This window comes from Selenomonas bovis DSM 23594 (assembly GCF_000381005.1).
In the GTDB taxonomy this organism is placed as follows: Bacteria; Bacillota; Negativicutes; order Selenomonadales; family Selenomonadaceae; genus Selenomonas_C; species Selenomonas_C bovis.
Genome location: NZ_KB908418.1, coordinates 1 through 12,782, shown reverse-complemented (window position 1 = coordinate 12,782; position 12,782 = coordinate 1). Strand labels below are relative to the sequence as shown.

Below are 12,782 nucleotides of genomic sequence, written 5' to 3'. Positions count from 1 at the left end.
CACTCGGTTCTTATGGGCCTGAGAGAATGTCTGGTAAAGTGCGGATAAATCCATTTCATCCACAAAGTGGCGTAGCAGACGGACCGGGTCATCCTTTGGAATTTGAAATTCAAAATTTAAGGGAAGGCAGAGTTGAAAACTTCCGCCGAGGGATGTATAATCTCCTTGTAAAATTTGATTTTGCATATCTATATTTTACGCCTGTTGCCAAGGATTTTTAAGTCCTTGGCAACATTTTTTTGCAAACTAAAAGGGGCTGCTACACGTTGTTGATACGTGCAACAGCCCCTTCTATAATAGAAACAATCAGGCATCGCAAATTTTCGCGCACGATGCTGATCCGTGTCTTGCTGGTGCGCTCGGGCAGAGTCGAACTGCCGCTTTCGGCTCCGGAGGCCAACGTCCTATCCACTGGACTACGAGCGCGTTTCAGAACGCTATATATTATAGCACAGGAAAACTTGTTTGTCTAACTTGTATTTTTTCATTAATAATATTATAATTTAGGTGAGTAGAAGTTGCTAGAGGTGGGATGGGGTGTTTTAGATGGAACTAAAAAATTTCATGGAAGATATTGTCTTGAGCAAACTCGATATGGTACTGGATCAGTATCCGAATTGCTGTCGCTGTGACCAGTGCCGGCGGGATATTGCGATTTTGGCGCTCAATCATCTGCCGGCGCGGTATTCGTCAACAGAGAAGGGTGAGATTTTCAACCGCGTGCAGGCGATGTCGCTGGAGTACGAGGTGGAGGTCATTCAGCAGATCGCGAAGGCCATCGAGATTGTCAGTCAGCACCCGCGCCATGCGCCGAAGACGCAGGCATAGGGGAGAGGATACAGTCTTGCGCATGATGTATTGCGTTATATGCCTTGGTGAGCAGCAAGCATGGAAAGATGCGTGCCGCTCACCAAGGCATTTTTTTGTTTCAGTGCTTCCAGAAAGGAATTTGCAAGGCGTATGGCGAATATAATGAAATAGAAACGAAAGTAAAAAATAGGAATGAAGAATTTTGTGCCGTGGGGTAGGGAGCACTTTGGGGAATTGCATTTTTGGAAAGAGGGATGACAATGAACCAGAAAAAGATTCCGCAGGCGCGGCTGTACCGCCGTTTATTCTCTAGGTTTTGGCCGGAGCGACTCAAGGCATACGATATGATCGCGTCCGATCTGACGGAGCGCGGTTGTCGCTTGTTTCATTTCCATCAGCTCATGCCGCATGAGATGGATGCGAAGCTTCTGACAGGGCAGATTGTCTCCATCTATATGAAGCGGTTCCGGCCGATGCGTCTGGCGGAGTTCACGCTGCGGATGACAGAGCTCTATGATTTCCTGCTGCAGCCGATGCGCGAGGAGCGGAGCCCGCAGCACCGGGTGGCAGAGGAGATGTTGCTCGCTATTTACGATGATGATGATATGGCAGCGCGGCAGCAGGTATCTGATTTTTTCGCGACGAAGCTGCGTCCTGAGCTTTCCGTACTGGAGAATTTCTTCCGCTGCTACGCGGCAACGATGCGCGAGGTGAGGGAGCGCTGCCGCATGGTGCGCGCAGGCGGGCAGTCGCGCGAGGCGACAGAGGCGGGACATGGCGCCGCCTGAAAGGGAATCCCATCAGCGTAATGTTGTAACATGAAATTTCTGTATCATGTATACAAAGCGGCCCGCATCACCTATAATGGAAAGCAGATAAGGAAAATGACAGGACGCGTGATGTGTCGCGCCTGTTTGTCTGAGATAGAGGAGGTTGAGCGCTATGTTTGCATGGGTAGAGATCTCGGATGAAAAGAAAGGACGCCGGGAGATTCAGTACAGCCTGGGACAGGATATGTCCCTTGATGGCAGGATTTCCTACGACTGCCGCACGGGAGAGATGCAGCTGGAGTGCCTCTCCGATGGCGCGAGTCCGCAGGCAACGCGCGATTTCATGGAGGCGCTGCAGGAGCGTTTGAAGAGCGAGCCATGGGGTTCCGGGCAGGCGGTCTGCGTTTCCTACGAGCGCTCTGACGCGGCGTATCTGCAGCATTGGCGGCTGCGCAAGCAAGCTTCATTTGTCCGGTTTTGTTGAGAAACGCAGCGAGGGTCTCGTCGTATGACGAGGCTCTTTTTTTTTGTCCATGGGTATAGAAAATAGCTATGATTTATTTTAAATAATAATTTGTATTTATTGGATATAAATAATACAATAAATAAGTGAATAAGGTAACTTATATTTCACGTCATAGGAGGGGCTCGATATGGAGAAAGCAAATGTGGTGATCGTCGGGGCTGGCATCGGCGGCGTTCGGGCGGCGCAGGAACTGGCAGGAAAGCGAAACGTGCATGTGACGCTGCTCGATCGCAACAACTATCAGCTATTCCCGCCGCTACTCTACCAGGTGTCGACGGCGACGCTCGCGACGGGGGAAATCGCTTATCCGGTGCGGGAGTTCTTCCGCTCCTGCAGGAACGTGGATTTCCTTCTCGGCGAGGTCACGGGCGTTGATGTGAAGGCGCGCGAGGTCGTGACAGAGCATGGCCGCGTGCCGTATGATTACCTCGTGCTTGCGGCGGGATCGACGACGAATTTCTTCGGCAATGAGGAGGTCGCGCGCCATGCGTTCCCGATGAAGACGATGGAGGAGGCGCTGGCCATCCGGAACCAGCTGATCCGCTGCCTGGAGCTCGCCGAGCAGGAGACAGACGCGGCGCGGCGCAAGGAGCTGCTGACGTTTGTCTGCGTCGGTGGCGGGCCGACAGGCGTAGAGGAGGCGGGCGCTATTTCGGAGCTCATCTATCAGTCCATGCGCAAGGATTATCATCACCTCGATTTCTCTGAGGTCGATATCAAACTTCTTGAGGGCACGGGGCGCCTGCTTGCGATGATGCCGGAGCGCCTGAGCCGCGATGCGGCGGCAACGCTGGCAAAGAAAAAGGTGGATGTCCGCCTCGAGACGATGGTGACAGGTTATGACGGTCATACGCTGATGCTCAAGGATGGCGGCGAGATCAAGACGCAGACGGTTATCTGGGCAGCGGGCGTCAAGGCAGCGCCTGTGGCAGCGGCACTCGACGCGGACTATGACCGCGCGGGGCGCATCGTGGTTAATCGCGACCTTTCCGTCCGTGGGGTGCCGCGTGTCTATGCAATCGGTGACAATGCCTCCTTCGAGATGGAGCCAGGCGCGAGGCCGCTCGCGACGGTGGCGCCTGTCGCGATGAAGGAGGGCATCTGTTGTGCGCGGAATATCTTGCGCGAGGTGCGCGGCGAGGAGACGGAGCCGTTTGCCTATAAGGATATGGGGGCGATGGCGACCATCGGCCGCAGTTCTGCAGTCCTTTCCGTCGGCAAGATTCATGCGGAGGGCTTCCTCGCATGGTCTGTGTGGCTCTGGGTGCATCTGCTGCGCCTGGCAGGAACGTACGCGAACGTGACGGTGGCGCTCAAGTGGGTGCTGAATTATTTCAATAACGCGCGTCTCGGCAGAATCATTGTCGAGCGGTAGGATAGAGAAAGTTTCGGATGGGCCCTGCGTCATAGACGCAGAGCCCATCTGTTCGCATGGAAAGAGGGATATCGGTTCCATAGACCTCCTTGCCTACACCAGGTATTGTTGTGATATAATGAAAGAGGCTGTCCGTCGCATGAAGCAGCGTGCAGGCGGCTATGGAAGAACAGGAGGGGAATCAGATGCAGAATCTGCCGAAATTATTCAATATGCTGGTACAGACGTGGAATACGATATTTTTTGCGCTCGTCTTCTTCGGCGGCGTGTATCTCTGCGCCAATGATCATCTCGCTATCGGCATCCTGGTGGGACTCGTGGGCCTCGCCGGTGCTTATTTCTGCCTGCGGCAGGCGCAGAAATGGTCGGAGGTGCGCACGGAGGATATTCCGCAGATGAAAATGCAGCCATTTTTCAAGAAGAAGGATGCATCGGAGAAATGAGCCGCGTTTTTGAAATTTTTGTTGCATGGTATTTGCGTTTATGTTAAACTAACGGAGTATCTGGACGGTCCTCTGGGCAGGGCTTTGAAGTTGTGCCTTGCCATGAACGTCTGAATGAGGAGGAAAAGAAAACATGAACATCATCGAAGCTTTGGAAAAAGAGCAGCTCCGCAGCGACATTCCGGATTTTGCGCCTGGCGATACAGTTCGCGTGCACGCGAAGATCGTCGAGGGTTCCCGCGAACGTATCCAGATGTTTGAGGGCGTCGTCATCTCCCGTCAGGGCACGGGCGTTCGTGAGACGTTCACGGTTCGCCGTATCTCTTACGGTATCGGCGTGGAGCGTATGTTCCCGGTTCATTCCCCGCGCATTGAGAAGATCGATGTGCTGCGCAAGGGCATTGTGCGTCGCGCGAAGCTCTATTATCTGCGCAACCTTACGGGCAAGGCTGCTCGTATCAAAGAGAAGCGCTGACATTGCGCACGGTAGGGACTGCTGTCGCAGTTCCTATTTTTTTTATGCAGGGAGGTTTCACGCATGAGTTCTTTAGGAGAGGAAGCAAAAGACTGGATCATTTCTATCGTCGTTGCCGTGGTGCTGGCATTCTTCATCCGCCAGTTCATCGTCGAGCTTTACATCGTGGATGGTCCGTCGATGCGCCCGACCTTGCAGTCGCAGGAACGTCTTGTCGTTAATAAGTTCATTTACAGCATGCGTCACCCGCAGAAGGGTGAGATCCTCGTGTTCAAATATCCGCGCGATCAGAAACGCGATTTCATCAAGCGCGTCATCGCGACGGAGGGGGATACGATCGAGATCAAGGACGGGCGTGTCTACGTCAATGACCAGATGCTGAATGAGGACTATATCCTCGAGAAGACGCGCAGTGAATATCCAAAGGCGACGGTGCCGGCGGGCACGGTTTTCGTCATGGGGGATAACCGCAACAATTCGGAGGATAGCCGCTTTGCCGATGTCGGTTTCGTGCCGTACAGTCTCATCAAGGGCAAGGCGATGCTCGTGTTCTGGCCGTTCAGCCAGTTCAAGACGCTGCCGTGATTGCATAGAAAAGGCTGCTGCATGGGTGTGTGAACATCCGTGCAGCAGCTTTTTTGAACGGAAATATTGGGCATCGGAGGTATGCGCGGCACGTTTGCCGCCTCATAATCTGTGCCACAGGCCGACGAGATGCATGAGCAGTCCCTGCGGCAGGCATTTGGCAGCCACGCGGTGCAGGAGCGAAACGGCATCCGGCGTCACGACGCCGATGCCGTTTTTCGCTGCGCGGAGGGAGCGGCGCGCGACAGTCTCCGCCGCGCAGGCGAAGGGGAAATGGCGCAGGGCGCGTGCGGTGTCCGTCTGCTCGGCGTGCGTGATGAACTCCGTGTCGCGGATCCAGTAGGGACAGACGGCGGTCACGAGGATGCCCTGCGGCGCGAGCTCAGAGGAGAGAGCGCGAGTGTAGGAGAGCAGGAAAGCCTTCGTCGCCGCGTAGAGTGCGAGCGAGGGCAGCGGCTGGAATGCGGCGCAGGAGCAGATGTTCATGATGTGGCTGCCCGCGCCCATGAAGGGGAGGGCGGCCCCTGTGAGCAGGACAGCAGCGCGGCAGTTGAGGTCGACCATGCGCGCGGCGTCATCTGCCGGAAGCTCGGCGCAGCTGCTGATGCGGCCAAAGCCAGCAGCGTTGATGAGCCAGCGGACTTCCGGCTGTTCTGTTTCGGCGAGGAGGTGGGCAAGACCCGCGATGGAGGAGGGGTCCGTCAGATCGCAGGCAAGGATGCGCGTGCGCGTCGTGAGCAGCTGCGCGATGGTCGCGAGGCGTTTTTCGCGGCGGGCAACGAGCCAGATTTCGTCGAGCCCTTCGCTGTCTAGCAGACGCGCATACCAGGTGCCGAGGCCGCTTGATGCGCCTGTGATGATGGCGATTTCCATGATGATGCCTCCGTTTAGCTGATTTTCATGCACCATTATAGCAAACTCAACGCACAAACGTCCACTTCGTGGACATTGTGCGCCCGCCCTTACATGAAATCGGCCAATCGCGCTGCGCCCTGCGGGCTTGCGTTCTTGGGATTTCATAGCAAACTCAACGCACAAACGTCCACTTCGTGGACATTGTGCGCCCGCCCTTACATGAAATCAGCCGATCGCGTTGCGCCCTTGGGGATTTACATAGTAACTTAACGCACAAACGTCCGTTTCGCGGGCATTGTGCGTACTGCCCTGAAGTGCTTGCGGAGGGGCGGCACTGTGAGGAAATCACTTGCACCGCTTTGTACGATAGGGTAGAATATGAAAAGAGCCTGTAAAAGGCTCTCAATTTCATGTAATGATTTTTCAGGGGAAGCGTTGAGTGAATCAGTGCTTCCCCAGGGGTACGCCGCAGGTGATGCGGCCCCCTCTGGTTCGGGCACAAGGCTGTCCGTGCCATAGTACGGAACCCGGTTTAGGTGGTGGGAATATGGATTCACTTTTCAATGTGGGGATAGATGTCGGCTCGACGACCATCAAGCTCGTCGTGCTCGACAAGGCGAAGCAGATCGTCTACAAGAACTACGAGCGTCATTTCTCGGAGATCGGCCATGCGCTGCATGAAAATCTCGCCTCACTAAAGAGAATCGTCGGGGAGCAGAAGTTCTCCTTCGCGCTCACAGGCTCTGCGGGCATGGGCATCGCCCAGCGCATCGGCCTGCCGTTCGTGCAGGAGGTCATTGCCTGCGCGGCGGCCGTGAAGGAGCTCATTCCTCAGACGGATACAGTCGTGGAGCTTGGCGGCGAGGACGCGAAGATCACGTATTTCGGCGACGCGCCGGAGCAGCGCATGAACGGCGTCTGCGCGGGCGGCACGGGATCGTTCATCGATCACATGGCGTCGCTGCTCTCGACGGACGCGAAAGGGCTCAACGACCTCGCGGCCAAGGGAAAGCAGATTTATACGATCGCGTCGCGCTGCGGCGTCTTTGCCAAGACGGATATCCAGGCGCTCATGAACGACGGCGCGGCGAAAGCGGATATCGCGCTTTCAATTTTTCAGGCGGTCGTGAACCAGACCATCGGCAACCTCGCGCAGGGGCGGCCTATCGGCGGCCACGTCGCGTTCCTCGGCGGTCCGCTGCATTTCCTGCCCGATCTCAAGAAGCGTTTCATCGAGACGCTCGGGCTCGATGCGGAGCATACGGTCGATGTGGATTACGGCAATTACTTCGTCGCGATGGGGGCGGCGCTCTCAGATGAGACGGAGACCATTGATGCCGCGCGGCTCGAGCAGTCCATCGCGCGCGCGGAGCAGGCGGCTGCCGGCGAGACGCGCAAGGCGGATTTCACACTCTTTGCGGACGCGGCGGACTACGAGGCGTTCAAGGCGCGCCACGACCGCGACAAGGTGCCGCGCGGCGATTTCGCCGCCTACGAGGGGCCTGTCTATGTCGGCATTGACGCCGGCTCGACGACGACGAAGCTCGCTGCTGTCGGCCGCGATAAGGAGCTCCTCTATACGGCCTACGGCAGCAATCACGGCTCGCCGCTCAAGAGCGTCGTCAAGGAGCTGCAGGATTTCTACCAGGCGCTGCCGGAGAAAGCATACGTCGCCGGATGCATGACGACGGGCTACGGCGAGGCCATCGTGAAGGCCGGCGTGCACGCGGACGGCGGCGAGGTCGAGACGTTCGCGCACCTGCGCGCGGCGCAGGAGTTCTGCCCTGAGGTCACGTTCGTGCTCGACATCGGCGGCCAGGATATGAAATGCTTCTTCGTCAAGGACGGCAACATCGGCAACATCACGCTCAACGAGGCGTGCTCGGCGGGCTGCGGCTCGTTCATCCAGAACTTCGCCGAGGGGCTGCACATGACGCCGGCGGAGTTCGCGGCGCTCGCCGTGAAGTCCAAGGCGCCTGTCGACCTCGGCACGCGCTGCACGGTCTTTATGAATTCGAAGGTCAAGCAGGCGCAGAAGGAGGGCGCGGAGGTCGCGGACATCTCGGCGGGCATCGCGTTCTCCGTCATCAAGAACGCGCTCTTCAAGGTCATGCAGCTCAAGGATGTGCGCGAGCTCGGCGACCATATCGTCGTGCAGGGCGGCACGTTCTACAACGACGCCGTGCTGCGCTGCATGGAGAAGCTCCTCGACCGCGACGTCATCCGCCCCGACATCGCGGGCATCATGGGCGCGTACGGCGCAGCCATCCTCGCGCTCGAGGCAGGCTATGAGAAATCCTCCCTGCTCTCGGCGGAGGAACTGAGCCATTTCGATGTCAAGACGAGCTCGTACCGCTGCGGCGGCTGCGGGAATAAATGTCTCATCACGATGCAGAGATTCCCCGATGGCGGCAAATACTTCACGGGCAACCGCTGCGAGCGCGGGATCGGCGGCGAGAGGCCGGACGAGTCGGAGACGCCGAATATCTACCGTTATAAATACGAGCGGCTGTTCCGCTACTATCGGCCTCTCGAGCATCCGACGCGCGGCACCATCGGCATCCCGCGCGTGCTCAATATGTATGAGGATTATCCGTTCTGGTTCACGTTCTTCACGTTCCTCGGCTACCGCGTGCAGATCTCCGGCAAATCGAGCGCGAAGATGTACTACAAGGGCATGGCGACCGTGCCCTCCGACTCGCTCTGTTATCCGGCAAAGCTCGTGCACGGTCATATCATGGATCTCATCGAAAAGGGCGTCACGAAGATTTTCTACCCGTGCGAGCCGTATAACATGGTCGATGAGCAGCACCCGTCGGAGAACCACTACAACTGCCCGATCGTCGCGTCGTACGCGGAGAACATCCGCGGCAACATGGACGTTTTGCGGGAAAAGCATATCACGTTCCTCCAGCCGTTCCTCCCGATCAACGACGAGAAGCGCATGGCGGAGCGCCTCGCCGAGGAGCTCAAGGGCGAGTATCTCACGCGGGAGGAAATCGAGGCGGCGACTGCCGCGGCCTATGAGGAGCTCGCGCACTACCGTCAGGATGTGCGCGACTACGGCGCGCGCATCCTCGAGCGCCTTGAGCGCACGGGCGAGCAGGCCATTCTGCTCGTCGGCCGCCCGTATCACATCGATCCGGAAATCAATCACGGCATCCCGGAGATGATCCAGAGCTACCATCTGCCCATTCTTTCCGAGGACGCCGTCTACCACCTGCCCGTCAAGGGGGCGCGCCTCTCCATCGTGAACCAGTGGAGCTATCACGCACGCCTCTACCATGCGGCACAGGTCGCCTGCGAGCATCCGAACCTCACGCTCATCCAGTTCAGCTCGTTCGGCTGCGGCCTCGACGCGATCACGACGGGTCAGGTGCGCGATATCCTCGAGGCACATCAGCGCATCTACACGATGATCAAGCTCGACGAGGTCTCGAACCTCGGCGCGGCGCGCATCCGCCTGCGCTCGCTCATGGCGGCGCTCGCGCGCAGGAAGCCCGTCGCCTATCACGAGGTGCCCGTCATCGAGCGCCCGCATTTCACGGCGGAGTGCAAGAAGACGCACACGATTCTCGCGCCGCAGATGGCGCCGATCCACTTCGAGCTCATCCAGGCGGTCATGCGCGACTACGGCTACGAGGTCGTCGTGCCGCCGATGCCGGACAAGGCAGCCATCGACCTCGGTCTGCGGTACGTCAACAACGACATGTGCTATCCGTCCATCGTCGTCATCGGCCAGCTGCTCGCGGCGCTGAAGTCCGGGAAATACGATCCCGACCATACGAGCATCGCGATGTTCCAGACCTGCGGCGCCTGCCGCGCAACGAACTACATGAGCGTGCTGCGCCAGGCGCTGCGCTACGCGGGCTTCGGTCAGGTGCCGGTCTTCGCTGTGCACGGGCTTCCCGAGGAGACGGATGCATTCCATCTCACGCGGCAGATGCTCATCTCGGCCGTCAAGGCGGCCATCTTCGGCGACATCCTGCAAAACGTCCGCAACCGCATGCTGCCGTACGAGCGTCAGCAGGGAGAGACGCAGCGCCTCTTCGACAAATGGATGGCGCGCTGCAAGGAAGTGCTGAAGGACGGTGGCTATTTCCGGTACCAGCGCACGGTCAAGCAGATGATCAAGGAGTTCGACCATATCCCCATCGACGAGCATCTCTGGAAGCCGAAGGTCGGCATCGTCGGAGAAATCCTCGCGAAATACCATCCCGTCGCGAACAACCACATCGAGCGGGAACTCCTGCAGGAGGGCGCGGAGGTCGTCATGCCGGACTTCGTCGATTTCTTCCTCTACTCGGCCTACGATCCCATCGTCAAGCATCAGCTGCTTGACGGATCGAAGAAGGCGAGCTTCTTCGGCCGCATGTTCATCAACATCATCAATTTCTATCGCGCACCGATGCGCAAGGCGATGAAAGCGAGCCGCCATTTCCGCGCGCCACACAAGATCGACGAGACGGCGCGCCTCGCGGAGCGCCATGTGAGCCTCGGCAACATGGCGGGCGAGGGCTGGTTCCTCACGGGTGAGATGGTGAAGCTCATCGACGAGGGCGTACCAAACGTCGTCTGCCTCCAGCCCTTTGGCTGTCTGCCGAATCACATCACGGGCAAGGGCGTCATGCACGAGCTGCGCACGAGCTACAAGGGTGCGAACATCACGGCCATTGACTGCGATGCCGGATCCTCGGAGGTCAATCAGCTCAACCGGCTGAAACTCATGCTCGCCGTCGCCAAGGAACGCGGCCCGCAAGGCGACTTCGTCACCTACGAGCCGGAGGCCGCAGCAGGGCGGCGATGATCGCTGGAGCCACGGAGCAATCCGTGGCTCCTTGTCAAAGAACAGAAGGAAAGGAACCATCCATCCATGAGGCAAATCATCCTGAATGCCGACGATTTCGGCCGCCACGCGCTCATCAATGAGGCCGTGCGGCGCGCGGCCGCGGACGGCCTACTGCGCTCGGCGAGCCTCATGGCGGGGGAGCCGGCATTTGCTGAGGCCGTCGCCATCGCGAAGGTGACGCCCGCGCTCGGCGTCGGCGTTCACCTCACGCTCATCGACGGCCGTCCCGTACTGCCGCCGGAGGAGATCCCAAGTCTCGTCGATGACACGGGCCGTTTCCGCCCCGATCATACCGCCTTCGCTCGGGACTATCTCGCGGGGCGCGTGCGGCGGGCGGACATCCGGCGGGAGCTCGCGGCGCAGATCGCGAGGGTGCGTGCCGCGGGCATCGTGCCGGATCATGTGGACAGCCATCAGCATCTGCACGTCCTGCCGGGCATTTTCCCGCTCGTGCTCGACCTCGCGGCGGCCGCGGGCATTCGTGCCGTGCGCATCCCAAAGGTCTGCGTCGGCGAGGGCAACGGCTTCCTATCGGGCGGGCTGGGCGACATCATCGGCCGGCTCGGCCTCTACGCCCTCGCGGGTCTCGCCCGCAGGCAGGCACAGCGGCGCGGCTTCGCTGCGCCGGACTTCTTCGCCGGGCTCGTGGCGGGCGCGGCCGTGACGAGCGGCTATCTCGCGCGTCTCGCGGCAGAGCTTGCGGCGGGACGCGACGGCACGACAGAGGTCATGCTGCATCCGGGGATGGAGAGCGAGACGCTTGCGTCCATCACGGGCTGGCAGCACGACTTCCGCGCGGAGTACGACGCGCTCGTCGCGCCTGAGACGCGGCGCGCCTTTGCGGCGCACGCCATCGAGACGGTGAATTTCCAGGCGCTCGGCTGACGGCTCATGCGGCATAGCGTTTGGTATTTCGCAGTGAAATAGAAGGCTGGAAAGCCGGACAGAGAGAAAGAAGGAACCGGCATGGCAGAACTTACCGACCTGCAACAGGCCATCATCCATTTTTACCATCAGAACCCCTTCATCGAATACCTGCACGCGCAGGTCGTGCCAACACAGGGCGGTGGTGTGCGGCTCGAGCTCACGGTCGAGGAGGAGCATACGAACCTCTACGGCATTGTGCACGGTGGCGTCCTCATGACGCTCGCGGATACGGCGGCGGGCGCCGCCTGTCTCGCGCTCAACAAGAAAGTCGTGACCATCAATCTCGGCATGGAATTCATGCACTCCATCCCGCTCACGACGCACATCATCGCGACGGGACGGGTCCTCCACGACGGGCGGCGCACGATGACCTGTGAGAGCGAGATCCGGGGGGAGGATGGGAAACTCTACGCCAAGGGACATGGCACGTTCTACGTGCTCGGCCTCTTCCAGGAGGAAGAGTGACACGCGCGGAAGCATCGCATCCGGCGCTGCTTCGCGAGCAGAAAGAGAGGAAAGGAAAATGGCGAAACTGACAAGGAAACGGGCGGAGGAACTCCTCCGGAAGCATACGACGGAAGAGCATCTCTTCACACATGCCGCGGCGGTCAGCGCCGCGATGGGCGCGATGGCGGAGCACTTCGGCGAGGACAAAGATCACTGGGAAGGCGTCGGCTATCTCCACGACGTCGACTACGAGGAATATCCTGACGAGCACTGCCACCATGTGCGGGAGCTCCTCGCGGGCGAGGATGTGGATGACGCGGACATCGAGGCCATCATCTCGCATGGCTGGGGCATCACCGTCGACGAGCCGGAGCCGACGACGCCGCTCATGAAGAGCCTCTACACCGTCGATGAGCTCACGGGCATCATCCAGGCCTACGCGCGCATGCGCCCGGAGCGCCTGGACGGCATGGAGGTCAAGTCCCTCAAGAAGAAATTCAAGGACAAGCGCTTCGCCGCGAAATGCAACCGTGCGCTCATCAAGCAGGGTTGCGCCATGCTCGGCATGGAACTCGGCGACGTCATGGCCTGCTGCATCCAGGGCATGCAGGCGCACGCGGAGGAGCTCGGGCTCTGATAAGTACATACGCAAACACCACGCAAAAAGGGGCTGTTGCACGTATCAACAACGTGTAGCAGCCCCTTTTAGTTTGCAAAAAA

The 12,782-nt window shown here is 59.0% G+C and carries 13 protein-coding genes and 1 tRNA gene; 12 read left to right on the top strand and 2 right to left on the bottom strand.

Features of this window, described 5'->3' with window-relative positions; translation table 11 throughout:
* Positions 1-221, top strand: a 221-nt coding sequence (locus F599_RS15655) for a hypothetical protein (RefSeq protein ID WP_211209099.1), incomplete at its 5' end; no start/stop codon positions are given.
* Positions 222-351: 130 nt separating this feature from the next.
* Here F599_RS15655 and F599_RS0112115 read toward each other — a convergent pair.
* Positions 352-426: transfer RNA gene (locus F599_RS0112115), tRNA-Arg, on the bottom strand.
* Between the two features lie 120 nt (positions 427-546).
* Here F599_RS0112115 and F599_RS0112110 point away from each other — a divergent pair.
* From F599_RS0112110 to lepB, 7 genes are all read left to right on the top strand, one after another.
* Entirely contained in the window at positions 547-828 is a 282-nt protein-coding gene (locus tag F599_RS0112110) for a late competence development ComFB family protein (RefSeq protein ID WP_026327977.1), read from the top strand.
* A gap of 242 nt (positions 829-1,070) precedes the next feature.
* Positions 1,071-1,598, top strand: a complete 528-nt coding sequence (locus F599_RS0112105) for a hypothetical protein (protein WP_019543778.1) — start codon at positions 1,071-1,073, stop codon at positions 1,596-1,598.
* 154 nt (positions 1,599-1,752) lie between these two features.
* Positions 1,753-2,064 (top strand): hypothetical protein, encoded by a 312-nt coding sequence (locus F599_RS0112100; RefSeq protein WP_019543777.1) that lies wholly within the window; start codon positions 1,753-1,755, stop codon positions 2,062-2,064.
* 169 nt (positions 2,065-2,233) lie between these two features.
* On the top strand, positions 2,234-3,481 hold the full coding sequence (locus F599_RS0112095; protein WP_019543776.1) for an NAD(P)/FAD-dependent oxidoreductase: 1,248 nt from the start codon (positions 2,234-2,236) through the stop codon (positions 3,479-3,481).
* Between the two features lie 185 nt (positions 3,482-3,666).
* Positions 3,667-3,924: a hypothetical protein gene (locus F599_RS0112090; protein ID WP_019543775.1), complete on the top strand. Its 258-nt coding sequence runs from the start codon at positions 3,667-3,669 to the stop codon at positions 3,922-3,924.
* Positions 3,925-4,057: 133 nt separating this feature from the next.
* Positions 4,058-4,399 carry a 50S ribosomal protein L19 gene (gene rplS / locus F599_RS0112085; RefSeq protein ID WP_019543774.1) on the top strand — a complete coding sequence of 114 codons (342 nt, stop codon included), beginning with the start codon at positions 4,058-4,060 and terminating at the stop codon, positions 4,397-4,399.
* 63 nt (positions 4,400-4,462) lie between these two features.
* The gene (gene lepB / locus F599_RS0112080; RefSeq protein ID WP_019543773.1) at positions 4,463-4,984 is read left to right on the top strand and encodes a signal peptidase I; all 522 of its coding nucleotides are present in this window, start codon (positions 4,463-4,465) and stop codon (positions 4,982-4,984) included.
* Between the two features lie 102 nt (positions 4,985-5,086).
* Here the strand turns inward: lepB and F599_RS0112075 are convergent, their stop codons facing one another.
* Positions 5,087-5,857, bottom strand: a complete 771-nt coding sequence (locus F599_RS0112075; protein WP_026327976.1) for an SDR family NAD(P)-dependent oxidoreductase — start codon at positions 5,855-5,857, stop codon at positions 5,087-5,089.
* 529 nt (positions 5,858-6,386) lie between these two features.
* Between F599_RS0112075 and F599_RS0112070 the strand changes: the two genes are divergently transcribed.
* The 4 genes from F599_RS0112070 to F599_RS0112055 all read left to right on the top strand — a co-directional run bounded on the left by F599_RS0112070 (position 6,387) and on the right by F599_RS0112055 (position 12,699).
* The gene (locus F599_RS0112070; RefSeq protein WP_019543771.1) at positions 6,387-10,646 is read left to right on the top strand and encodes a 2-hydroxyacyl-CoA dehydratase; all 4,260 of its coding nucleotides are present in this window, start codon (positions 6,387-6,389) and stop codon (positions 10,644-10,646) included.
* Positions 10,647-10,712: 66 nt separating this feature from the next.
* Complete coding sequence (locus F599_RS0112065; protein WP_019543770.1) at positions 10,713-11,573, top strand: ChbG/HpnK family deacetylase; 861 nt, start codon at positions 10,713-10,715, stop codon at positions 11,571-11,573.
* Between the two features lie 81 nt (positions 11,574-11,654).
* Complete coding sequence (locus F599_RS0112060; RefSeq protein WP_019543769.1) at positions 11,655-12,080, top strand: PaaI family thioesterase; 426 nt, start codon at positions 11,655-11,657, stop codon at positions 12,078-12,080.
* A 58-nt stretch (positions 12,081-12,138) separates the two neighbouring features.
* A complete protein-coding gene (locus tag F599_RS0112055) occupies positions 12,139-12,699 on the top strand; it encodes a hypothetical protein (RefSeq protein WP_019543768.1) in 561 nt (186 codons plus the stop codon).
* The last annotated feature ends 83 nt before the right edge of the window (positions 12,700-12,782 follow it).

Coding starts and splice junctions, on each gene's coding strand:
- rplS (WP_019543774.1), top strand. CDS start 4,058: ATGAACATCATCGAAGCTTTGGAAAAAGAGCAGCTCCGCAGCGACATT.
- F599_RS0112070 (WP_019543771.1), top strand. CDS start 6,387: ATGGATTCACTTTTCAATGTGGGGATAGATGTCGGCTCGACGACCATC.
- F599_RS0112075 (WP_026327976.1), bottom strand. CDS start 5,857: ATGGAAATCGCCATCATCACAGGCGCATCAAGCGGCCTCGGCACCTGG.
- F599_RS0112110 (WP_026327977.1), top strand. CDS start 547: ATGGAACTAAAAAATTTCATGGAAGATATTGTCTTGAGCAAACTCGAT.
- lepB (WP_019543773.1), top strand. CDS start 4,463: ATGAGTTCTTTAGGAGAGGAAGCAAAAGACTGGATCATTTCTATCGTC.
- F599_RS0112065 (WP_019543770.1), top strand. CDS start 10,713: ATGAGGCAAATCATCCTGAATGCCGACGATTTCGGCCGCCACGCGCTC.
- F599_RS0112100 (WP_019543777.1), top strand. CDS start 1,753: ATGTTTGCATGGGTAGAGATCTCGGATGAAAAGAAAGGACGCCGGGAG.
- F599_RS0112095 (WP_019543776.1), top strand. CDS start 2,234: ATGGAGAAAGCAAATGTGGTGATCGTCGGGGCTGGCATCGGCGGCGTT.
- F599_RS0112055 (WP_019543768.1), top strand. CDS start 12,139: ATGGCGAAACTGACAAGGAAACGGGCGGAGGAACTCCTCCGGAAGCAT.
- F599_RS0112105 (WP_019543778.1), top strand. CDS start 1,071: ATGAACCAGAAAAAGATTCCGCAGGCGCGGCTGTACCGCCGTTTATTC.
- F599_RS0112060 (WP_019543769.1), top strand. CDS start 11,655: ATGGCAGAACTTACCGACCTGCAACAGGCCATCATCCATTTTTACCAT.
- F599_RS0112090 (WP_019543775.1), top strand. CDS start 3,667: ATGCAGAATCTGCCGAAATTATTCAATATGCTGGTACAGACGTGGAAT.